Origin of the sequence: Sorangium sp. So ce131 (genome assembly GCF_051519095.1) — a bacterium.
Taxonomy (GTDB): Bacteria; Myxococcota_A; Polyangia; order Polyangiales; family Polyangiaceae; genus Sorangium.
Window position 1 is genome coordinate 11049000 of sequence record NZ_CP150455.1, and the last position, 20791, is coordinate 11069790.

A 20791-nucleotide genomic window follows, 5' to 3' on the forward strand; every position below is an offset into this window, starting at 1 on the left:
GCGGGGAACCCAACCAGGAGCAGACACCATGTCCCAGAATCTCTCTCTCGCAGGTCGCATCGCCGTCGTCACCGGGGCCTCCAGCGGTATCGGTGAAGCCGCCGCGCGCAAGCTCGCCGAGCAGGGCGCGGCCGTCGCGCTGCTCGCGCGCCGCAAGGACCGCCTCGAGTCGCTCGCCGCCCGGATCCGCGCCGCGGGCGGGCGCGCGCTCCCGCTCGCCGTCGACGCCAAGGACAAGAACGCCGTCGCCGAGGCGGCGCGGGTGATCTCCGGCGAGCTCGGCACCGTCGACCTCGTGCTCAACAACGCCGGCGTCATGTTGCCGTCCGGCGTCGAGGAGCACCGGGTCGCCGACTTCGAGCAGATGATCGAGGTCAACGTCACCGGCGCGATGCGGGTCGTTGACGCGTTCGTCGATCCGCTGGTCGCGGCCGCGGCGAAGGGCGGGCCCTCGGACCTCATCAACATCTCCTCGATCGCCGCGCACGACGTCTTCCCGACCTTCGCCGTTTACTGCGCCACCAAGGCGGCGGTCACCCACCTCTCGCGCAACCTGCGGGCCGAGCTCGGCCCCAAGCACGTCCGCGTCTCGGTCATCGAGCCCGGCTTCGTCGACACCGAGCTCCAGAGCCACATGACCAACGAGGCGGCCAAGGAGTGGATCGCCGGCGCCAAGAAGCAGATCACGTGGCTCACGGCGGAGGACCTGGCGAGCACGATCGCCTTCACGGTCGGCCTGCCGCGGCACGTGAACCTGCCGCACATCACCATCATGCCGACGCAGCAGGTCTGATCGGCGCTCTCGTTCCGCACAGCAGGGGTCGGCTCGCCGCGCCAGGCTTCCTCGCGCGGCGAGCCGGCTTCTTCTACTTCCCAGCGACGCGTCCCTCGCGCCAGGGAGACAGGTCCGCTCCGGAGGCATCCTGGACAGACCTGGTCCGGCGGCTTCGGTTGACCCATCGAGTTATCGTCAAAGATAAAATGCATGGCTAAGTCGGTCTACTCGATGATCATGTCACTGGTCGAGCGCGACATCACTGTTGACGGTCCTGAGCTCACCGCGCACGCGATAAGAGCCGGCCTTGTCGACGAGCTCCAGATGATCGTTTGCCCCGTGGTCGTGGGCGGCGGAAAGCGGTTCTTCCCGGATGGCGTGCGGCTGGCTCTTGAGCTGGTTGAGGAGCGACGGTTCCGCAAGGGTGTGGTCGCTCTGCGATACGCCGCCCGCGGCTGATCGGGTGCGCCGGCAGGTCAGCGCGCGCGCGCGCCGCGCGCCACCGACGCCGGCGTCACGCCGAGGACGCGGCGCATGCACCGCGCCATGTGGCTCTGGTGCGCGAACCCGGCCTCGAGCGCCACCTGGCTGGCCGGCCGATCGCCGCGCAGGAGCAGCGCCTTCGCGCGCTCCACCCGGCGCTGGATCACGTACTCGTGCACCGGCAGGCCCGTCGACCGCTTGAACAGGGTCTTGAGGTGGGACGCGCTGACCTCGGCGACGCCGGCCAGCCGATCCAGGGAGAGGTCCTGATCGAGGTGCTCCTCGATGTAGTCCGTCACGCGCCGGAGCTGCGGCCTCGACAGCCCTCGCGGCAGGCTGGTCGGCGCCCGGAAGCGGCCGAGCAGGTGCACCGCGAGGGCGATGCCGAGGCTCTCCGTGTAGAGCAGGCCGCTCGGGTGGCCCGCCCTGCGCTCGGCGTCGAGGGCCCAGGCGATGTGCTCGATCTGCGGATCCCGGATCTGGTGCTGCAGCTCGAGGCCGGCGCGGTCGGGATCGAGCCCCATGTCCACCGCCGCGCGGCGCAGCAGCGAAGGGGACAGCAGGAGGACGAGCGAGGTGCTGGCGTCGTCCTCGTGCCAGGCGTCCGAGAACCCGGCGGGGAGGACGTCGACGTCGCCGCGCGTGTAGACGAACCGCGTGCGGCCGCAGAACCCCCTGACCGGCGACCCGGCGTGGACCTTCAGCCGATGGTCGGGCGTGGGGTCGATCGCGACCACGCCCGGCGCGGTCGTGCGCACGTCGACGCGCAGCCCGAGGTGAGGGCGCGGCGCGCTCGCGGCCTGCTCCTGTCTTCCGGTGGCTTGCATCCCGCACGAGTATCCACCGGCGCCGGGCCGCGCGCCACGCGGCCGCGGCCGCCTCGCCGTGCCCCGGCCGCCTCGGCCGACCCGGCCGCCGCAACCCGGTCGTCCGAACGTGCTCTCCGCGCGTCCAAACGTGCGCGACGGCGGGGTTCGCAGGCCGCAACCATGGAGGCATGAACGAAACCAACACGCTCGGTGATGTCTCGATCCTCGGCCTGGGCTCCATGGGCACCGCGCTCGCCCGCGCGCTGCTCCAGCGCGGCGCCCGGGTCACCACCTGGAACCGGACGCGCTCGAAGGCCGAGCCGCTCGCCGCGGAGGGCGCGGCGCTGGCGTCGAGCGCGGCGCACGCGGCGCAGGCGAGCGCGGTCGTCGTCGTCTGTGTCACCGACTACCCGTCGACGTACCGCGCGCTGGAGGCGCCGGAGGCCGCCGCCGCCCTCGCCGGCAAGGTGCTCGTCCAGCTGAGCACGGGGACACCGCAGGAGGCCCGCGACGCCGAGGCCTGGGCGAGGCAACACGGCGCCGACTACCTCGACGGCGCCATCCTCGCGACCCCGAGCCAGATCGGACGGCCCGAGAGCACCATCCTCGCCTCGGGCTCGGAGACGGCGTTCCGGAAGGGCAAGCCGCTGCTCGAGAGCATGGCCGGGACCGTGACGTACCTCGGGGGGAAGGTCGGCGCGGCGTCCGCCGTGGACCTCGCGTTCCTCTCGCACCTGTTCGCGGGGCTCGTGGGCTTCTACCACGGCGCGCGCATCTGCGAGGCCGAGGGCCTCCGCGTGGCCGACCTCGGCGCCATGTTCGCCGGCGTCGCTCCGGCGATCGGCGGGATGATCAAGCACGACGCAGACTCCATCCAGGCCGGAACGTACGAGTCTTCCGAGGCCACGCTGGAGCTCTGTGCAAAGGCCCTCGACCTCCTCCTGCGTCAGTCCAGGGAAGCGGGGCTCGATCCCGCGCTCCCGGCGTTCGCCTCGGCGCTGTTCAGGAAGGGGGTGGCCGCAGGGTACGGAAACGAGGGGCCTTCCGCGCTGATGAAGGTGCTCCGTGAGGGCGCCTGACATGCAGAAAGGAGACGCCATGAATCGCTACGCCGGAAAGAAGGTCGTGGTCACCGGCGGGACCCACGGCATGGGGCTCGCCACCGTCAAGGCGCTCCTCGACGGAGGCGCCGAGGTGCTGCTCACCGGCCAGAACGAGGCCAACCTCGCGGCGGCGCGGCGCGAGCTCGGTCCGGAGGCGCACGTCGTGCGCTCCGACACGTCGAGCCTCTCGGACATCGACGCGCTCGGCGCGATAGTGAAAGACAAGCTCGGCGCGATCGACCTCTTGTTCGTCAACGCCGGCTTCGCGAGCCTCGGGCCGTTCGATCTGGTGACCGAGGCCTCGTTCGACAAGACGTTCGACATCAACACGAAGGGCGCCTTCTTCACGGTGCAGCGCCTTTCGCCGCTGATCCGGGACGGCGGCTCCATCGTCGTCACCACCTCCATCGCGAGCGACGGGGGCACCGCCGGCATGAGCGCCTATTCCGGGTCGAAGGCCGCGCTCCGCGCGTTCACGCGCGCCTTCGCCGCCGAGCTCCTGCCCCGCGGGATCCGCGTGAACGCGGTGAGCCCGGGGTTCATCAAGACGCCGACGATGGGCATCGCCGGGGCGTCCGAGGAGCTGCTCGCGTCCTTCGAGAAGGAGGGCAACGACATCACCCCCATGAAGCGCATCGGCGCGTCCGACGAGGTGGCCCGCGCGGTGTTGTTCCTCGCCTTCGAGGCGACCTTCACCACCGGCGCCGAGCTGCCCGTCGACGGCGGCCTGGGCCAGGGGCTTGTCCCGCCCCACCCGTAGCGGCGCGACGGGAGCGCTACGACCCGACGCGTTGGCTGACCTGTGATCGCCGCCGCAGGCCGCAGGCTGCCGTGCCTCGTCAGGCAGGCCGCTCCCGTCGACGAGCATGTTGCTCCAGCCAGGCGAGCAATCCGTCGCGAGGTAGAGAGCCGGAGGCAAGCGCGAGCATGATGCGCTCCTGCTCATCGACGTCCGCGTCGAGATAGTAGCCGTTCAGCATGAGAAAGACATCCATCGACGCGTGGCCCACGCGCTTGTTCCCGTCGACGAAGGGGTGGCCTTGCACGAGCGAGAAACAGAGCGTTGCCGCCTTGGCGAGGGCGGTGGGATAGAGATCCTCACCTCCGAAGGTCGCCTTCGGCTGGGCCACAGCTGCCTCGAGCGCCCGAAGGTCACGCACGCCCGCCGCGCCGCCGCTCGCCTCAAGGACCCGCTCGTGGAGGAAGATGACCTCGGGCAAGGTCAAATAACGCATGCTCAGGCGAGCCGCCTGTAGAGCTCCGCGTTCTTCTGGAGGACGGCCTCGGCAGCGTCGCGGAACTCGTCATCCGGGGTGGTCAGCAGATCGGCCACAGCTGCACGCGCCAGCTCTTCCGGCTGCAGCCCGAGGCTCTTCGCGCGCTCGCGGAGGCGGTCAGCCTGGGAGGGTGACAGGTCGATGGCGAGCTTCATGGACCTGATCCTACCCCGGGCTGCCGTGCGCGTCGACGTGGCGCCGAGCTCCGGCTCTCCCGAAGCGCTCCAGCGCTACCCCGCCTTCGCCGCCTCCGCGAAGGCCTTCCACGTCGCCTCGGCCGCGCCGACCGCGGCGCGCGGGCCGTCGCGCACGATGGGCGTGCGGAGCAGCAGCGGATCCTCGGCGAGGAGCTCGGCGATCCGCGCCTCGCTCGGGCCGAGGTGCTGCAGGCCGCGCTCCTTCACCCGCGCGCCGTCGGCGTCGTAGAGCGCGCGCACGCCGCCCACCGCGCGCGCCACGCTCGCGAGCTCCCCCTTCGAGAGGCCCTTCTCGCGCAGCTCGACGACCTGCACCTTGATGCCCCGGTCCGCGAAGAACCGCTGCGCTGCCCGCGTCGCCTTGCACTTGGCGGTGCCGAAGATCTGGATCATACGCGCCGGGCCCACCTTACCACGCGGCTCAGGTCCCGTGGTGGCTCAGGTCCCGTGGTGGAGAGGACCGGCCGCGCCGCCCACCGCGGCGGCGCCGAGGGATCGCAGCCGGAGGCCGAGCGCGATCAGGAAGGCGCCGAAGACGAGCGCATAGGCGCCGATCCAGGTGACCAGCGCGAGCGCGCCGGCCCCGGGAGCGATGAACAGGAGCACGCCGACGGCGATGGAGAGCACCCCGGCGAGGCCGAGCAGCCACTCCCCCTCGATGACCTTGCGGAGCCGGACGGCCGCGGCGATCTTGAGCACGCCCGTCACGATCGCCCACGCGCCGATCCAGAGGACGAGCGCGACGGCGGTGATGCCGGGCGAGAGCAGCGTGATGAGCGCGACGCCGATGCTCACGATCCCCTCGAGGAGCAGCACCCACCACCGCTGCTCCGCGTAGCCGCCGCGGGCCGCGCCGAGCAGGCTCACCATGCCCTCGGCCAGGGCGTACCCGCCGAAGAGGAGGACCAGCACATAAAGGCTGATGCTCGGCATGGCAATCGCGAGCACGCCGAAGATCATCGCGAGGACGCCGCGGATGACCGGCGCCCACCAGTTTCGAACCATGTGGCTTATCATGATTTGCCCTCCGCCCAGGCAGCGGGCGGGCGGCGACGTGCCGCCGCACGCCCGCGCCGGAACTCCGCTCATCTAGCTAGGCTGCTGCCCCTTCTCGGGCGTCGCCTGATTGCCGTTCGAGCCCGCCCCCTGCGCCGAGGACGCGCCGCCGGCCTTGATCTGGACCGTGCGCCCGCGCTGCTGCTGCTGCGGCAGCTTCAGGGCGATCTCGAGCACGCCGTTCTCGAACGTGGCGTTCACGTCGTCGGGCTGCACGCCCTGGGGCACCGGGATCGTGCGCGCGAAGGTGCCGTAGCTGCGCTCGGTGTAGCTCATGCCCCCGCGCTGCTCCTGGTGCTCCTGCCGGCGCTCGCCCTCGATGAGCAAGGCGTCCTCGAGCAGCTCCACCCGGACGTCGTCCCTCGCCACGCCCGGGAGATCCGCCTTCACGAGGATCTGACCCTCGCGCTCGCTCACCTCGATGTGCGGTGACCAGAGGCCGCCGACGGACGACGACAGGGCCCGCCCGCCGCCCTGCGGAGCGAGCGAGCGGGGCTGGCCGAACGGCGAGAGCGCGCCGCCGAAGCCGAAGTCCTCGAACAGGCGATCCATGTCCTCCATCATCCGGCGCATCATCGAGAACGGGCCGAAGCCGCCGCCCGCCGCGCCGTACCGCCCGAGCTGACGGCCGCCCTGCTGGCGCTGCAGCCCGGCGGACTGCCCGCCGCCGGCGGCCTGCGAGGGAGCCTGCCCCGCCGCCTGGCCGCTCTGCTTGCCCTGCTGCGGCCCGGCCATGGAGACATCCTGACTCGTCTGCTGACGTTGCTGTTCTCTCATGACAACCCCCTTTCACGGCAGCTCATTGCAAACGCGGTGCCCCGCCCCGCTGCGCGTGACCGCAACACGAGGCCCGTTGAGCGCCGGCGCCGCGCCCCGCGCTGCGCCCTCACGCCGCGCCCGGACGGCGGCGCATCACGCCACGGATCACCCAGCGCCCTCGCCCAACCCCCTTGCAGGCGAGCTCCTCTACAGGCGCGAAGAGGCTCGACCAGAGGCCGCCTGACCACCACAACGGCGCTGGCGTGACGCGGCGCCGACGGCCCGGCCGACCGCGATCGGGGCGGCGCAGAGGGGCGGCCGCTTCAGCTCGGGTCGCGCTTGACCCGCCGGAGCTCGCCGGCGGCGCCCTTCCGCTCCTCCGGCTGGCAGCTCGGGCAGTAGATCGCGTCGTGGCCGTGCACGGGCGCGCGCCGGAGCTTGTCGCCGCAGCGCGGGCACGGCTGGCCCGGGCGCCCGCGGACCTTCAGGAAGTCGCGCAGCTTCTCGTCGAGCGCCGGCGCCCGCTCGGCGATGATCCGGGTCGCGTCGCCGACGACCCGCACGATGGCCCCGTGCAGGCGGTCCAGCGCCTCCTCGGAGAGGCTCTTGACCGACACCTTCGGGTGGATCCCCGCCTCGAAGAGCGCCTCGTCGGCGTACGCGTTCCCCATCGCGTCGAGCGCCGCCTTGTCCATCAGGAGATCCTTCACCTGATCGCGCCGCCCGCGCGCGACGTTGCGGAACGCCTCGCGCGTGAACACCCGGGGATCGAGGACGTCGAGGCCCACGCGCCCGAGCCCGGGGATCTTGTCGTAGTCGCCCCGCGCGATCACGTAGACCTTCCCCATCTGCACCTCGTCGCGGTACCGGAGCTCGCGCCCGTCCGCGAGGGTCAGCGCGAAGGCGAGATCGGTCGGGATGCGCGGCTCGCCCGGCGGCGCGATCGAGAACCGGCCCGCCAGCATGGGGGAGATCACGAGGTCGAGCGCCCGCGCCCCGGCGAGCTCGAGCACCACGGCGTGCGCCCGCCGCGTCACGCGCGCGATCGTGGCGCCCGGCAGGAGCTCGTCGAGGCGCTCCGGGAGCAGGACGCGCAGCACGACCGGGCTGTCGGCGCGGGCCCGAGCCACGGCCGCGCCGCGGAGCTCCCGCGCGAGGATCGGGACGACGTACTCGAGGTCGGGGCGCTCCGGCACGATCCCAGGATACGCGCCTTCGCCCGCAAAGTATGGCGCTCAGGCCTCCGGGCCCACAGAAAATGGCGGGGCGCCGCTCAGGCGCCGCCCGGCGACCCCCGATCGTGCCTGGGATCACCTTCCCCGGCGCTCGCGCGCCGCAGGGCGTCGTCGGCGAGCCAGTCCGGGCTCCGCGCGAGCGCGTACACGGCGCGGATCCGCGCCGCCGGGAACGCCGCGCCCGGCTCCGGGTTCAGGAGGACCGCGCCGTCGTCGAGCTCGAGCGCGATCGGGAGCGCGCCCCGCGGCTCGAGCGCCCCCCGGAGCTCGTCGAAGCGGAGCGCGCCCGCGGCCTGCGCCGGGGGCGGGGCGTCGAGCCGCACGAGGTCCTGCCCGCCCTCGCCGAGGAGCTCTTCGTAAAGAGCCGTTACTCCGGGCACGAAGGCGCTGTGCACCATGAAGTAGTTCTTGATCCGCTCCGTGCTCACCAGGCTGAGCCGCAGCCGATCCGGCCCGGCGAAGCCGCATTTGCCCGCGTCGAGCAGGCGGCGGACGTGCTCGCCCTTGCCCACCGAGGAGAACTCCGCGAGCACGTGCAGCCGCCCGCCGTGGGCGAGCTCCCGGCTCTCGAGCGCCCGCGCGAAGCGGATGAGCCGCATCGCCGTCCGCGCGTCGCGGTCGAGCCCCTCGGGCTCGCTCAGGAACACCGCCGCGCCGGGCGGCGCCCCGCGGCCGGCGCAGCGCACCGCGAGCGAGGCGAGGTCGTGCCCGCGCTGCGTGTACACCGTCGCGCGGCCCCCGCGCGGCAGCGCGAGCGCCGCGCCCTCCTGGCCCGGCGGCGCGCCGTCCGGCGGGAGCGCCAGGCCGAGCGAGGCGAGGCGCTCGGGGAGCGGCATCCGCTCGTCGCCGCGCTCGCCGAGGACGAGCGTCACCTCGATGCCGGGGACGAACTGCGCGAGCGCGTGCAGGAGCGACGGCAGCGCGGCGCTGTAGCCGACGATCAGCACCCGCCGGAGGTGCCCGCGCCGCAGCGAGAGCCGCCCGGCCCACGCGCGCGCGGCCTCGCCGGGCTCCGCCGCCGCGGCCGCCGCGACGCCGCGGCCCATGAGCAGCTCCCGCCCGTAGCGCCGGAGCGGCGCGTAGGTCGCCGTCACGCCGATGAGCCCCCGGAGCCGCGCCGCGGGCACCCGGCCCGCGCGCGCGCCGAGCGCCCGCGCCGGCGACCCCTCGGGCGGGTCGAGGGACGGGTTCAGCCACGGCGCGAGGCCCTCCATGGGCACGAGCTCGCCCTCCCTGCGGCGCGGCACCTCGTCGCCGAGGAAGACGCCCGCGAGGACCACGCTCTTCTGGTACGCCGCCTGCGCCATCCGCGAGAACGAGATCTCGCCGCTCCCGGCGTCGCCGAGCGCGGCGAGGGCGCGGGCCTCGTCCTCGCCGAGGAAGATGTGCGTGTAGAACTCCGAGCCGTCGGCGGTCATGAGGTCGGCGTAGAGCGCCTCGACGCCCGGCGTGATCAGGTGCTGGCAGAGGAAGAGGCCGAGCACGCGCGGCATGTCGAGCGGGTACGTCCCCGGCCCGCCGACGGCCTCGAGGAGCTCGCGGTTCTTGCTCTCGTGCACCTCCACGAACACGTGGCCCCGGCGGTTCTGCGCGCGGAACGAGGAGAGGGCCATGGCGGTCACGGCGTCCGCGTCCGGCCCCGCGTCGGGCCGCGCGAGGATGAGCGCGCGCTTCGCCCCGGCGGCGCCGACGCGCCCGAGCGCCTCGGGCTGCGCGCTGTCGCCTTGCCGGTACTCGACCCAGCGCATGCCCGGCGCGTAGAGGTACGGCGGCGGGTCGTCCTCGGTGCCGAGCAGCGCCATGCGCGGGAGCGCGTGCCGGGTCGGCGGGGGTCCGCGGCGGACGAGCCACTGCCACACCTCCGCGAGCCGGAGGCTGCGCAGCGCCCGGTGGCGCTCGTAGAGCCGGACGAACTCCTGCACGAGGATCTCGACCCCGTGCACCGGGCCGATCACGAGCGTGTGCCCGGCGTAGCCGACGGGCCGCCGGCGCGCGGCGCGCACGACCTGCTCGATCACGTTGGCGCCGATGCCGATGATGAACGAGGTGACGAAGACGCCCACGATCGTGAGCCCGAGCGAGATCGCGGCCACGACGGGGTGCACCCGGAGGTGCTCGACGAGGTTGTCGGCGCTCTCGAGCTGCCGGAACGACCACCAGATGCGGTCGAGGAAGGAGGCGTCGGGCGCCGGGCCCCGGCCGTCGTAGTCGTGCGCGATCCCGAGGTGGCCGAGCAGGACGGCGGCGGCGAACGCGAGCCCCCAGACGGCGAGCGTGACGAGCCCGAACTGCTCGAGCAGCTCGCGCCGGGTCATGATCGCGTAGAAGTCGAGCGCGATCTCGCGGGTGAAGCGCAGGAGGAGGAAGAGCCGCGAGAGCCGCAGCATCGGCAGGGCGTGGGCGGCGTGCGGGTCGAGCAGCTGCTCGAGCGGCAGGAAGCTCATCCACGCGAGGACGTCGAACGCGAAGAGGAGGACGTCGAGGCGCGGCGTCCCGCGCCCGTGCAGCTCGCGCCGCTGGTGCCGGAGGAGGACGGCGCGGAGGACGAGCTCCACCCCGAAGATCCCGAGGAAATACGGCCGGAGCTGGTCGTCGAGGGCCGGGATCGGCAGGACCGAGACGAGGATCAGGATCGAGAGGGCGAGCTTGACGGGGCGGGTCTCCAGCGCGCCGGCGAGGCGGATCAGGACGGGCGGGCGGGTCGCCATGGGCGCGAGGATAGAGGAGCGGCGGGGGAGAGAGGCGGCCGCGCACACCTCCGCCCCTGGCGAGGCAGGGGGGCGCGGTTGCGGTACGCTCTCCGGGTGGCTGCCTCCCGATCGTTCGACGAGAAGCGCGCCCGGATCGTGGCCCTCAAGGGGCGGCGGGGGGAGGAAGATCGCGGCGGTGTTCGCGGAGGAGATGGGCGGTTAAGGGGGCGGCGCGCGGGTGGAGTCGCGGGGGGTCGCCGCGTGGGCCTCCCGTGTTTGCGGGGCGAGGGATGGATTCTGGGCGAGCTGTCAGCGGATGCGCTCCACGTTCGCGCTCCCAGAGCCCGATGTGCGGCGCCGCCGAGCGCGCGACGTGTCAACTCCGGGTTGACGCTGTGTACAACCACGCGTGACAGCGCCGCGCGCGCCGCCGGGTCGAAGGGGGTGTAGCCGTCGGCTCAGCGCGGAAATCTTCAAGAAATATCCAATAGTATCGTAGAGTTACAGCGCTCGCGGGCGAGCCCTCGTGTGGCCCGCGTGTTGCTGATGGGGTGGTTGTCACCGGCGCGGCGCAGCGCAGCGGACCTCGGACCGAACGCGCAGATCTGGAGACGGCTCTGCGCGCTCGGTCCGGGTGCCGCCGCGAGGCGCCAGTGCGGCGCGAGGACTTTCTTAGACAAAGGATCGAGACAATGAACCTTCGCTCAACGTTTGCTCGTCATGTGCTGCTGGCGCTCGGCGCCGTGGGCGTCGTCGCGACCGGCTGCCTCTCGGAAGAGGAAGCCATGATGGAGATGGATGAGGCGGCCCAGGCCGCGACCGCCACGCGGATCGAGGCCGAGTCGCAGTCCTGGTCGACCTCGTCGGGGGACGGGTTCGACGCGAGCTCGAGCAGCATCAGGCTCAAGGCGAACGCCAGCGGCGACTACTTCCGCTTCTCGAAATCGGTGGCTGCGGGCGAGTACCGGGTCGTCGTGCGTTATTCTCAGCGGAACATCTACGGGAACTATCAGCTCCACCTGAACGGCGCCTCGGTGGGCGACCTCGACGGCTATTCGTCCTCCACGAGCGACAGCTGGAGGACGGTGACGCTCGGCACGAGGAGCCTCTCGGGCAACGTCGAGTTCAAGCTGGTCAGCACCGGCAGGAGCTCCGGCGCGACGGACTACGACCTCAAGGTCGACTACATCGAGCTCGTGCCGACGGGCAGCGGGAGCTCGACCAGCAGCACGACGTCCAGCTCCTCGTCAGGCGGCGGCGGCTCGGGCGGCAGCGGCGGCTCCGGCGGCGGCGGCGGCTCGGGCGGCAGCGGCGGCAGCACGACGACCGGGAGCGGCGGGGTCGTGGACTCGACGATCGTCGTGCGGTCCGGCCAGGTCTATGACGGCGGGGGCCGGCGGTTCATCGCCGGCAGGTCGCTCGGCGACGGCAGCCAGTCGGAGAGCCAGAAGCCGGTCTTCAAGCTCGAGAACGGCGCGGTGCTCAGGAACGTGGTCCTCGGCGCGCCGGCCGCGGACGGCATCCACACCTACGGGAACGTCACGCTGGAGAACATCGTCTGGGAGGACATCGGCGAGGACGCCCTGACGATCAAGGAGTCTGGCACGGTCGTCCTCAACGGCGGCTCGGCCGTGAACGGCGAGGACAAGGTGTTCCAGATCAACGCCGCCAGCACCTTCCGGGTCTCCAACTTCCGGGCGTCCAACGCCGGCAAGTTCATCCGGCAGAACGGCGGGACCACGTTCAGGGTCGACGTCATCATCGACGGTTGCGACATCTCCCACATGGACGAGGCCATCTTCAGGACGGACAGCAGCACCAGCACCGTCAGGATGACCAACACCCGCTACAGCGACATCGGCGACGCGCTGTTCATCGGGCTGTCCTCGTCGAGGATCACCACGTCCAACAACACCGAGTACTGACGGAGCGACGCTGGCAGCGCAGGTCAGAGGCTCATGCCGACGCCCAGCCGGAGCCGCGCTGCCAGCGCGGAGGCGAGCGCGCTCTCGTCGCTGCCCGTGCGTTGCTGCTTGACCACGTACGTCTGTCCCGCCGCCTCGACGGTGAGGTAGAGCCCTCCCAGCAGATCGATGTTCGCCCCGGCGCCGGCGCCGAACGCCCCAGCCAGGCTATGCCGGTCGGGCGCACGCCCGGACGTCTCGAACCGCTGCCGCAGGACGGCGAGGCCGAGGTCCAGGCCGACGCCGAGGGTGATCACGGGGAGATCCCAGGCGCGGGACAGGCGGACGTCCAGGCCGAGCTCATCGTTGTTCACGGTGAGATGCTCGTTCTGGAACGCGCCGTGGCACGCGCTGAGCCGGGACGCGAGGCCGATGTGCTGGAGCTCGATCCCGTAGCCGACGAAGCCGCCGTGACAGAGCGCGCCCTCGTCGAGGAGGGGAATCTTGAGCTGGTAGCCTGCCATCGGCCCGTGCGCGGCGTCGCGGACCCCGCCGCCCTTGCGCACGAGCCGAGCGTACATGACGCGGCTCAGCCGGTCGTCGCCCACGTCGACGCTCTGGCCGGCTTCGACCTCGATCGCCCCCTCCAGGAGGAAGTCGGGGCCTCGACCCCGGACGAAGTAACGGCCGGGGCGGAGGCTGATGGTCCGCGCCGCGTCGTTCGCGCCCACCTCCGCCGCCACCGGGCCCTCGCTCGAGTCGCGCATCACGAGGTAGGACCTGCCGGGCGGGAAGCGGACCGCGCTCCGGATCGACGCATGGACCGGCAGCCGCGTCAGGACGAGCTTCCCCTGGCCGCGGAGATCGTAATGGAAGGTGGGGTGTTGCGCGCCGGCCCACGTGCGGCTCGTGGCGCGCAAGGTGCTGTCGTAGGCATGGCGGTACGCCTCCTCGAGGGAGACGGCGCCGTCGCGATCCACGTCGGCCGTGCCGAGCAGCCCCGAGACGAGCGCGTGGGTGAAGAACGAGCCCTTGAGCTCGTCGGACTCCTGGGCGTCCTCGTTTCCGGAGCTCGACGTGAGCGTCACCATGCCCTGCCCGGCGAGCCGCTGATCGAGCTTGATGACGAACGGGGGCGCGCTCGTGCCGCCCTTGACGCGCGTCAGCGCTCCGGAGCGGCACGAGTCGACGATCAAGAGCCGCGCCGAGGCGGCCGAGCCGCGGACGAGCTGCTCGAACTCCGTCAGCCCGAGCTGCGTCGAGCCGAGGTGGAGGGCGTTCGCGTCGGCGTGGCCGGAGTAGTAGACGAGATAGAGGACGTCGGTCTCCGGGCTCGATACGGCCGCTCGGACGCGGTCGTTCATCGTGATGAGCGTGCGACGGACCGTATCCGCGCCCTCGCTCCGCAGGAGCACCAGGTTCGCCGGAGGAAAGCCGCCGAGGTCCTTGAGGACGTCGTACATCTTCGCGGCGTCGCTCTCCGCGTAACGGAGCTCGACCTCGCCCTTGTCGCCGGCGTTGTTGCCGATGAGCACCGCGAAGCGCTCGACGCGGGCCTCCGCCGGGGCCGCCCAGGCGACGGCGAGACCCCACGCCAGAGCGGCGAGCGCCGCGGGGCGACCGGACGTCACGGCGAGCCCGCGACCTTCTCCGCCGTGAGCGTGTCGACGTCGCAGCCCGGCGGGACGGGAGGCGCGTCGGGGTGGGCCGCGAGCGCGGCGCGGAGCGGCTCGACCGCGACCGCCTCGGCGCAGAACAGCCCGTGGATCCGCTCGGCGCCGAGCGTGTCGTCCAGCACCGTGCTCTGCGGGAGGAGGACGTCCCGGCCGGGCTGGATCGGCGCGGCGACGGGGCCGTCCGGGTAATAGACGCTCGCGTGCGACGCCCCGTCGACGCTCAGGATCACGAGGTAGCGCGCCTCGGCGCTGGAGTACGTGAACTGGAGCGCGTCGCCGGGCAAGAGCCGCTCTCCCGAGCCGCCGGGCAGGACATGCTCGCCGCGCTTGACGTAGAAGCCGAGGCGGCTCGCCCCCTTGATGCGCTCACCATGGCTCTCCAACCTCCGTTCCTCCGGCGCTGCGCGGAAGAGGAGCGCCGCCGCCGCGGCGGCCGCGAGCGCGCTCGCCGCGGCAGGCGCCAGCCATCGCCGCGGCGAGCGCGCCGTCGTCGCCGCCGCGCGCGCCGCCCGGGCGCCATGGTCGAGCCGCAGGGGCGGCGCCGACGCCGCGAACGAGGCGCGCGCCGCCTCGAGCTCGGACAGCCGCGCCGGGCAACGCGCGCAGCCGGCGAGGTGCGCGCGCGCCTCCTGCTCCGCGGCGGCGTCGAGCTGGCCCGCCAAGAGCTCATCGAGCTTCAGATCCGAGAGGCACCCGTCGGGTCGCGCTGGCGTCATGGACTCGGACTCCCTTCTCTCATCTGCTCGGAGAGCGTGGCCTTGAGCCGCTCCAGCAGGTTGCCGACGTGTCGACGGGAACAGCCCATCACGCGCGCGATCTCCTCGTGGGTCATCTCATCGGAGTAGTAGTGGACGGCGGCCTGCGCGAGGTCGACCGGGAGCCGCGCGAGGAGCTCCCGCGTGAGGAGCGCGTGCTCGGCGCGCGGCGCGACGCTCTCCTCTTGCATGGGCGCAACGTGGGTGTCGAGGAGCCGCAGCCGGTTCTTCCGATCACGGATGCGGTTCAGGCAAGCGTGCGTCGTGGCGCCGTACAGCCAGCCCACCATCGGGCCCCTCCCGTCGAGCTGCGTGGGCTCGTCGAGCAGGGAGGCGAAGACATCCTGGAGGATCTCCCGCGCCTCCTGCTCGTTCCCGAGGAGCCGCCGCGCGCGGCGGAGCACGAGGTGTCCATGCTGCCGGTAGGCCGCCTCGATCAGCGCCACCAGCGCCACACGGTCGTCCACGTCGGTGGGTGTATCACGCTCAGTGCCAGTCCGGGTACGCCAAATCCTCCTGAGGCGCCATCCGGACGGTGAGCGCCGTATCCGGCCCGCCTGCGGAGGGACGGATCTTGAGCTTCGCGTCATACCCGTAGCAGGCGTTGTGCTCTGCCTCCGTCGTCGCGGCGGCGTCGCACGCCTCGAAGGCTGCTTGCAGCTCGGCGTCCACCGCGTTCCCGTCTTCGCGGGTGAACACATCCATGACATGGAAGCCGGGGGCGAGAGGCCCGCCGAAGAAATTCGACCAGAAGCCGTCTTCGTCCATGTCGCTCTCGACGTACACGATCACATGCCCCTCATCGATGCCGAGGGAGCTGCCCTCCCCGGCCTCGCCCTCGTGAGGCGCCGCTTCGATGGTGGCGATGCCGACCCTGGCGTCGACGAGGCCGCCCTCGCTGAGATCGTTGAGCGCGTTCTCGGGCGGGGGCGTGTACATCGACAGCGTGAAGGCCGCGGGGAAGCTCCCGGTCACCGTCGCCCGGACCGGGAAGTTCTCGGCGCCGCTTTCGCTCCCTTGGATGTTCCAGACCAGCACGGCGTCGACCGGCCCCGCCGGCGGCTCGTCGAGCTCGTTGACGATGGTGCCCTGAAGCGTCAGGAGCGGCTCGCCGGCATAGTCGGAGTCCGCCTGGCCGTCGCACGCGGCGAGAAGGATCGGGAGAGCGAGCGAGAGGATCGAACGAAGCTGCATGATATTCCTCCAGAAAGAAGAGATGCGATGTTGACGGCGAACGAGCGAGACACTGAATCTCGCGAGCGGGCGCTGCCCATACCGATGAAGTCCGGCCGGTGCGGCCGGATCTCTCGTGGATGGATGGCGGGGAGCCTGCCGTTCGGTGCGGCGCGCGCGCCCGGGAGGGGACCGCCGTCGCCGTCCCCTTCGACCTAGAAAGACCGCAGGGCGTCTGGTTTGGGCACGGGTCGGTGTCGATTGTTCATCTTCCAGTGCCACTGCATATTTCGAGGCCGGCGCGACCCATCCCCGGCCCGACCCGGGTTGGGGCAGACCCGGTTGGGGCAGACCGCCGTCACGATGACCAACACCCGCTACAGCGACATCGGCGACTCGCTGCTCATCGGCCTGCCCTCATCGAGGATCACCACGGCCACCGTCACCGAGTACTGACCGAACCGGAGGGCGCAGAGGCGCTCTCATAGCGGTTCAGTCGACCGACGGCGACGCGACTGCGGCGATCGCCGTCCGAAGTTCCTCCTCGAACTGCTGGAACGCCGCAAGGCGGCGCAAAGCATCGACACGCACCTCGGCCCCGAGCACGGCGTAGTATTCCTCCACGCCGCGACCCATCCGTGCGCCCAGGCCGCAGAGCGCGGCCTCCAGGGCCTTCTTCGGGTCGGCCTCCGCTTCCGGATCCCGAGGCAGCGGCAGGTGCCGATCGGTCTCGAAGATCCGGCGGAACGCCTCCGGATCGGCCAGCATCCAGGCCTCGGTCTCCCGCACGGGCACACAGGCGGCCGCCACGAGGTCGGGGCGCGCGCGCCGCGCGCGGGCGAGGCCCGGCTCGATGCGCTCGCGCCGCACCATATCGGGGGCGCCCTCGCCGTCGCTGTGCACGACGAAGAGGGTGCACTCGCCCCAGCTCTCCTCGATCGCCGCGGCGATCCGCTCTTCCCGGCTCGCGCCGCGCATGCGCCGCGGCTCGCTGATCCGCCGGGCGTCATCGATGTAGAAACCGCCCTTGCAGACCTCGACGGCGAGCGGCGGCAGCATCCGGTTGAGCACGTTGCAGAGGAACCGGTCGTCCGTGGGGCCCTCCGCATAGACGCCTGCGCAGAGCCAGATCACGCCTCGTCCTCCGGGCGCGCGGCATCCAGGAGGCGCTCGATTTCTCGCCGGGAGACCGTGCTCGGGTCGCGCTCGGGACCGTCGCTGGCGCGCACATGGCGCATGCGCGTGGAGCGGAGGTCGTCTCCCTGCCGGACGAGATCCGCGAATACGAGCGACTCGGGCCTTCCGTGGAGCGCGGCGAGGATCGCCGGCGAGTGGCTCGTGAGCAGCACCTGCGGCGGGAGGACGTCGCCGCGGGGCGTGGTCGCGTCGACGAGCTTGTCGATGAGCGCGCGGAGCCGGCCGGGGTAGATGCCGTTCTCCGGCTCCTCGACGGCGATCAGCGCGCCGGGCGGCGAGCCGCGCAGGAGCGTGAGCAATGCAACGAGGCGCAATGTGCCATCGGAGAGCACCCGTGCGGGTACGCGGGCGCCGTCCGTGAACTCCACCTCGAGCCGGAGCTCCTCGTCGGCTGGAACGACCTCGAACGAGCGGAACCCCGGGATGAGCTCCGCGAGATCGGCCCGGATCTGGGCGCGCGCCTCCGGGGCCAGCGCCGCGAGCGCCGTCGGGAGATTGGAGCCGTCGGCCGCGAGAGCCGCGCCTGCTGCGCGATCGCTGGGGAGGCGAAGCTTGGAAGGCTCGAAGTGAATGACGCGTAGTGCGCGGAGCTCCTCCGCGATCCTGGCGGACAGGAGGTTTCCTGATACAATACTTGACAGCAGGCTATGGTACGGGCCGCCGAGGTCCTCCCAGAAATTGGAATCTGTTCCGTTGCGATGCTGCCGGAGCACCCGTCTATCTGGCCCGGTCACGGGCCTTTTGCCCTCTAGCCTGAAGATGCCTTCGTCAGTATTGCTGTCTGGAGTGCCGTAATACGCCATCGGCGCGAGCGCCGGGTGCCGTGCGATCCATGGGTCGGCGGCCGGCCCGTCAAGCGCGCGTATTCGCTGCTCCTCGATCGTAATGTCCTCGATCCCCGAAGAGAGGACGGCGCGCTCAACGTCGATCTTGTAGAGCGCTCTCGTCGCGGTCCCGTCTACGACAACGTCCTCGATAGTGTCCGGCGTGAGCAGCATCTCTACCGAGATGCTGATGCGCCCTGCCGCTCCGTCCCGCAGCCGTGAGAACTGGTCCCGGATCGCGCCGCGACCGCCCTTCAGCGCCTCCGTGACGCCGGTCTCGGCGAGCCGCGACAGGAGATGCAGCGCATCGAGCAGGTTCGACTTGCCCGCGCCGTTGGCGCCCACGATCGCCGTCAGCGGCTCCAGGTCCAGCGCGAAGCCGCGGAGCGACTTGAACCCGTCGACCTCGATCCGCGTGATCATCGCCGGCCACCGTACCGCAGCCGTCCCTCCGGCGCACCGTCCCGCGAAGCCCGCCAACGCACCTCTTCCGCGCGACGTCCTCATCCACCCAGCACCGCCGCCGCCCGTCCCGCACGACCCCGCCCGCCCACGCCCCGCGCCCTCCCGCATGGTAGCGTCCGCCTTCATGGATCTCCGCCTGCGCGGCCTCACCCACCTCGATCCCCTCGCCGTCCCCCTCCCTCACGGCACCGAGGTGACCACCCGCGTCGATCGCGTCCTCGGCGACCGCCGCGTCCCGCAGGGCGCCGTCGGGCGCGTGGTCGCGACCGCCGGCGCGGAGCTCGACGTGATGGTCGTCGGCGTCGGCGTCGTCCGGTACCGCCGCGACGAGCTCGTCCCGCGCAAGGCCGGCCAGGTGCGGCACGCCGAGCGGCGGAGCGCCGCCTGGGACGCGCTCCGGCCCGCGGTCGTCCTCGAAGCGGTCGTCGGCTCGCGCGCGTGGGGGCTCGCGGACGAGGGGTCCGACACCGACCGCCGCGGCGTCTTCGCGCTCCCCTTCCTCTGGACCGCGGGCCTCGCCGAGCCGCCGAGGGACCTCGTGAGCGCCGACGGCAGCAGCGCGTACTGGGAGATCGAGAAGGCCATCCGCCAGGCCCTGCGCGCCGACCCGAACACCCTCGAGCTGCTCTTCGTCCCCACCGCGGAGGCGCGCGACAGCATCGGCGCGTGGCTGCTCGAGGCGCGCGACGCGTTCGTCTCCTCCGCGATCTACGGCAGCTTCGGCCGCTACGCGCTCTCGCAGCTGAAGCGGCTCTCGCAGGCGCACCGGCTGGCCGAGCACCGCGAGCGCGTGCTCGACTGGCTCGCGGACGAGCCGTCGCTCTCGCTCGACGACGTGGCCCGCCGGCTCGCCGCCGTCAGCCCGCGCGCGGCGCCGACCGCGGCGGACGGCGAGCTCCAGGCCAAGGAGTACATCAAGCAGCTCTACCGGTCGCTCTACGACCAGGGCCTCCTGCCCGCCCGCGACTTCGCCTCCCTGGCCGGCTTCGCTCGCGGGCGCGCCCGGACGTCGCTCGACCCCGCGCGCGATCTCCGCCCCAAGAACGCGTACAACCTCGTGCGCCTCATCGCGACCGCCATCCGCTGGCTGCGCGACGGCGAGGTCGACCTCGTCGCGCGCGGCGCGCTGCGCGAGACGCTGCTCGCCATCAAGACGGGCGCCTGGCCGCTCGATCGCACGCTCGAGCTCGCCGAGGCGATGACGCCCGAGCTGGAGGACGCGCGGCTCGCGACGAAGCTGCCGCCGCGCCCCGACGTGCCGCGCGCCGAGGCGCTCCTCCGGCGCGTGCGCGAGGAGGTCGCCCGGCGGCACCTCGCGGCCGAGCCGGGCCCGCTCGGCGCGGGCGCGCCCCCCGCGCCGGTGGCGGTCTGGGACGAGGGAGACACGGGCCGCGGGCGCGACGGCGAGGCGCGCGGCGCAGAGGACGTGACCCGAGGCGGCGCCGAGCCCGACAACACGCCTCAAGGCGGCGCCGACGCCGAGGACGCGCCCCGGGGCGGCGCCCATGCCGACGACTCGCCCCGAGGCGGCGCCACGACCGATGACGCGCCCCCGGGCGGCGCCGAGGACAGAAAGGACGAGGGATGAACACCCAGGTGCTCGAGGCGAAGCAGCAGGAGGTCGCGGCGCGTGTCATCGCGGAGGAGGAGACCAAGCGGTCGCACCTCGTCGTCGCCCTGAGCGGCGCCCACGCGTACGGGTTCCCCTCGCCGGACAGCGACCTCGACCTCAAGGCCGTACACGTCGAGCCGACCGAGAAGCTGCTCGGCCTGCTCCGCAGCGGCGCGAGCCCCACCCGGATGGAGGTCATCGACGGCGTCGAGATCGACTACTCGTCGAACGAGATCCACCCCGTCCTCCTCGGCGTCCTCCAGGGCAACGGCAACTACATCGAGCGGATCCTCGGCCCCCTCCAGCTCCACGTCGATCCCGACCTCGCCTCGCTCCGCCCGCTCGTCGCCGCCGCGCTCTCGCGCCGGATTTTCCGCCATTACATCGGCTTCGCCACGAGCCAGCTCCGCGCCTGGGAGAACGGAGGCCGCACCTCGGCGAAGAAGCTCCTTTACGTCCTCAGGACCACGTTGACCGGCGCCCACGCGCTCCGGACCGGCGAGATCGTCACCGACGTGACCGCGCTGCTCGACCTCTACGGCTTCAGCGCCGCGCGCGAGCTGATCGAGGCCAAGCAGGCCGGAGAGCAGGCGGCGCTCACCCCCGAGGCCTCCGGGCGCTGGGCAGAACACGTCTCCCGCGCCTTCACGACCCTCGAGGCGGCCCACGATCGCGCGGTGCTGCCGGAGGAGCCGAGGAACGCGGACGAGCTCAACGACTGGCTGCTGGCGCTGCGCAAGGCGCGGCTCTGAGGGGCGGCGGAGCGGGGCAACAGGGCGCGTCGCTCGCTGCCCGCGAGCA

At 72.2% G+C, this 20791-nt stretch carries 19 protein-coding genes and 2 pseudogenes; 7 read left to right on the forward strand and 14 right to left on the reverse strand.

Annotated elements, in window-relative coordinates; translation table 11 throughout:
- The first annotated feature begins 28 nt into the window (after positions 1 to 28).
- Entirely contained in the window at positions 29 to 793 is a 765-nt protein-coding gene (locus WMF43_RS40210; protein ID WP_437673180.1) for an SDR family oxidoreductase, read from the forward strand.
- A gap of 231 nt (positions 794 to 1024) precedes the next feature.
- A pseudogene (locus WMF43_RS40215) lies at positions 1025 to 1234 on the forward strand (dihydrofolate reductase family protein); the annotation flags it as partial.
- 17 nt (positions 1235 to 1251) lie between these two features.
- On the opposite strand, the gene WMF43_RS40220 reads toward WMF43_RS40215, so the two are convergent.
- Complete coding sequence (locus WMF43_RS40220) at positions 1252 to 2085, reverse strand: helix-turn-helix domain-containing protein (protein ID WP_437673181.1); 834 nt, start codon at positions 2083 to 2085, stop codon at positions 1252 to 1254.
- Positions 2086 to 2255: 170 nt separating this feature from the next.
- Here WMF43_RS40220 and WMF43_RS40225 point away from each other — a divergent pair, with 170 nt between their 5' ends.
- Both WMF43_RS40225 and WMF43_RS40230 read left to right on the forward strand, forming a co-directional pair.
- A complete protein-coding gene (locus WMF43_RS40225; RefSeq protein WP_437673182.1) occupies positions 2256 to 3146 on the forward strand; it encodes an NAD(P)-dependent oxidoreductase in 891 nt (296 codons plus the stop codon).
- Between the two features lie 19 nt (positions 3147 to 3165).
- Entirely contained in the window at positions 3166 to 3930 is a 765-nt protein-coding gene (locus WMF43_RS40230) for an SDR family oxidoreductase (RefSeq protein ID WP_437673183.1), read from the forward strand.
- Between the two features lie 79 nt (positions 3931 to 4009).
- On the opposite strand, the gene WMF43_RS40235 is transcribed toward WMF43_RS40230, so the two are convergent.
- The 7 genes from WMF43_RS40235 to WMF43_RS40265 form a co-directional block, all read right to left on the reverse strand.
- Positions 4010 to 4405, reverse strand: coding sequence for a type II toxin-antitoxin system death-on-curing family toxin (locus tag WMF43_RS40235; protein ID WP_437673184.1), 396 nt, complete (start codon positions 4403 to 4405; stop codon positions 4010 to 4012).
- Positions 4406 to 4407: 2 nt separating this feature from the next.
- Positions 4408 to 4602, reverse strand: a complete 195-nt coding sequence (locus WMF43_RS40240; RefSeq protein WP_437673185.1) for a DNA-binding protein — start codon at positions 4600 to 4602, stop codon at positions 4408 to 4410.
- A 75-nt stretch (positions 4603 to 4677) separates the two neighbouring features.
- On the reverse strand, positions 4678 to 5037 hold the full coding sequence (locus WMF43_RS40245; protein ID WP_437673186.1) for an arsenate reductase family protein: 360 nt from the start codon (positions 5035 to 5037) through the stop codon (positions 4678 to 4680).
- Positions 5038 to 5082: 45 nt separating this feature from the next.
- Complete coding sequence (locus WMF43_RS40250) at positions 5083 to 5649, reverse strand: HdeD family acid-resistance protein (RefSeq protein ID WP_437673187.1); 567 nt, start codon at positions 5647 to 5649, stop codon at positions 5083 to 5085.
- Between the two features lie 84 nt (positions 5650 to 5733).
- Positions 5734 to 6435, reverse strand: coding sequence for an Hsp20/alpha crystallin family protein (locus WMF43_RS40255; protein WP_437673188.1), 702 nt, complete (start codon positions 6433 to 6435; stop codon positions 5734 to 5736).
- A gap of 347 nt (positions 6436 to 6782) precedes the next feature.
- The gene (locus WMF43_RS40260; protein WP_437673189.1) at positions 6783 to 7655 is read right to left on the reverse strand and encodes a DNA-formamidopyrimidine glycosylase family protein; all 873 of its coding nucleotides are present in this window, start codon (positions 7653 to 7655) and stop codon (positions 6783 to 6785) included.
- Positions 7656 to 7732: 77 nt separating this feature from the next.
- Positions 7733 to 10402 (reverse strand): hypothetical protein, encoded by a 2670-nt coding sequence (locus tag WMF43_RS40265; protein ID WP_437673190.1) that lies wholly within the window; start codon positions 10400 to 10402, stop codon positions 7733 to 7735.
- Positions 10403 to 11700: 1298 nt separating this feature from the next.
- On the opposite strand from WMF43_RS40265, the pseudogene WMF43_RS40270 reads away from it, so the two are divergent.
- A pseudogene (locus WMF43_RS40270) lies at positions 11701 to 12309 on the forward strand (pectate lyase); the annotation flags it as partial.
- A 23-nt stretch (positions 12310 to 12332) separates the two neighbouring features.
- Here the strand turns inward: WMF43_RS40270 and WMF43_RS40275 are convergent.
- The 6 genes from WMF43_RS40275 to WMF43_RS40300 all read right to left on the reverse strand — a co-directional run bounded on the left by WMF43_RS40275 (position 12333) and on the right by WMF43_RS40300 (position 18336).
- Positions 12333 to 13919 carry a caspase family protein gene (locus WMF43_RS40275; RefSeq protein ID WP_437673191.1) on the reverse strand — a complete coding sequence of 529 codons (1587 nt, stop codon included), beginning with the start codon at positions 13917 to 13919 and terminating at the stop codon, positions 12333 to 12335.
- Complete coding sequence (locus tag WMF43_RS40280) at positions 13916 to 14680, reverse strand: DUF4384 domain-containing protein (protein WP_437673192.1); 765 nt, start codon at positions 14678 to 14680, stop codon at positions 13916 to 13918. The genes WMF43_RS40275 and WMF43_RS40280 overlap by 4 nt, the downstream gene beginning before the upstream one ends.
- Complete coding sequence (locus WMF43_RS40285; RefSeq protein WP_437673193.1) at positions 14677 to 15186, reverse strand: RNA polymerase sigma factor; 510 nt, start codon at positions 15184 to 15186, stop codon at positions 14677 to 14679. The genes WMF43_RS40280 and WMF43_RS40285 overlap by 4 nt, the downstream gene beginning before the upstream one ends.
- 19 nt (positions 15187 to 15205) lie before the next feature.
- Positions 15206 to 15913 carry a hypothetical protein gene (locus WMF43_RS40290; protein ID WP_437673194.1) on the reverse strand — a complete coding sequence of 236 codons (708 nt, stop codon included), beginning with the start codon at positions 15911 to 15913 and terminating at the stop codon, positions 15206 to 15208.
- Positions 15914 to 16384: 471 nt separating this feature from the next.
- Positions 16385 to 17026 carry a DUF4276 family protein gene (locus WMF43_RS40295; protein WP_437673195.1) on the reverse strand — a complete coding sequence of 214 codons (642 nt, stop codon included), beginning with the start codon at positions 17024 to 17026 and terminating at the stop codon, positions 16385 to 16387.
- Positions 17023 to 18336: an AAA family ATPase gene (locus tag WMF43_RS40300; RefSeq protein WP_437673196.1), complete on the reverse strand. Its 1314-nt coding sequence runs from the start codon at positions 18334 to 18336 to the stop codon at positions 17023 to 17025. The genes WMF43_RS40295 and WMF43_RS40300 overlap by 4 nt, the downstream gene beginning before the upstream one ends.
- Before the next feature lie 166 nt (positions 18337 to 18502).
- Between WMF43_RS40300 and WMF43_RS40305 the strand changes: the two genes are divergently transcribed.
- The gene (locus WMF43_RS40305; RefSeq protein WP_437673197.1) at positions 18503 to 19966 is read left to right on the forward strand and encodes a DNA polymerase beta superfamily protein; all 1464 of its coding nucleotides are present in this window, start codon (positions 18503 to 18505) and stop codon (positions 19964 to 19966) included.
- Positions 19963 to 20742: a nucleotidyltransferase domain-containing protein gene (locus WMF43_RS40310; protein WP_437673198.1), complete on the forward strand. Its 780-nt coding sequence runs from the start codon at positions 19963 to 19965 to the stop codon at positions 20740 to 20742. Before WMF43_RS40305 ends, WMF43_RS40310 begins: the two co-directional genes overlap by 4 nt.
- Positions 20743 to 20791 lie beyond the last annotated feature (49 nt).

Coding starts and splice junctions, on each gene's coding strand:
- WMF43_RS40300 (WP_437673196.1), bottom strand. CDS start 18,336: ATGATCACGCGGATCGAGGTCGACGGGTTCAAGTCGCTCCGCGGCTTC.
- WMF43_RS40240 (WP_437673185.1), bottom strand. CDS start 4,602: ATGAAGCTCGCCATCGACCTGTCACCCTCCCAGGCTGACCGCCTCCGC.
- WMF43_RS40250 (WP_437673187.1), bottom strand. CDS start 5,649: ATGGTTCGAAACTGGTGGGCGCCGGTCATCCGCGGCGTCCTCGCGATG.
- WMF43_RS40210 (WP_437673180.1), top strand. CDS start 29: ATGTCCCAGAATCTCTCTCTCGCAGGTCGCATCGCCGTCGTCACCGGG.
- WMF43_RS40265 (WP_437673190.1), bottom strand. CDS start 10,402: ATGGCGACCCGCCCGCCCGTCCTGATCCGCCTCGCCGGCGCGCTGGAG.
- WMF43_RS40310 (WP_437673198.1), top strand. CDS start 19,963: ATGAACACCCAGGTGCTCGAGGCGAAGCAGCAGGAGGTCGCGGCGCGT.
- WMF43_RS40225 (WP_437673182.1), top strand. CDS start 2,256: ATGAACGAAACCAACACGCTCGGTGATGTCTCGATCCTCGGCCTGGGC.
- WMF43_RS40220 (WP_437673181.1), bottom strand. CDS start 2,085: ATGCAAGCCACCGGAAGACAGGAGCAGGCCGCGAGCGCGCCGCGCCCT.
- WMF43_RS40235 (WP_437673184.1), bottom strand. CDS start 4,405: ATGCGTTATTTGACCTTGCCCGAGGTCATCTTCCTCCACGAGCGGGTC.
- WMF43_RS40280 (WP_437673192.1), bottom strand. CDS start 14,680: ATGACGCCAGCGCGACCCGACGGGTGCCTCTCGGATCTGAAGCTCGAT.
- WMF43_RS40230 (WP_437673183.1), top strand. CDS start 3,166: ATGAATCGCTACGCCGGAAAGAAGGTCGTGGTCACCGGCGGGACCCAC.
- WMF43_RS40305 (WP_437673197.1), top strand. CDS start 18,503: ATGGATCTCCGCCTGCGCGGCCTCACCCACCTCGATCCCCTCGCCGTC.
- WMF43_RS40245 (WP_437673186.1), bottom strand. CDS start 5,037: ATGATCCAGATCTTCGGCACCGCCAAGTGCAAGGCGACGCGGGCAGCG.
- WMF43_RS40290 (WP_437673194.1), bottom strand. CDS start 15,913: ATGCAGCTTCGTTCGATCCTCTCGCTCGCTCTCCCGATCCTTCTCGCC.
- WMF43_RS40255 (WP_437673188.1), bottom strand. CDS start 6,435: ATGGCCGGGCCGCAGCAGGGCAAGCAGAGCGGCCAGGCGGCGGGGCAG.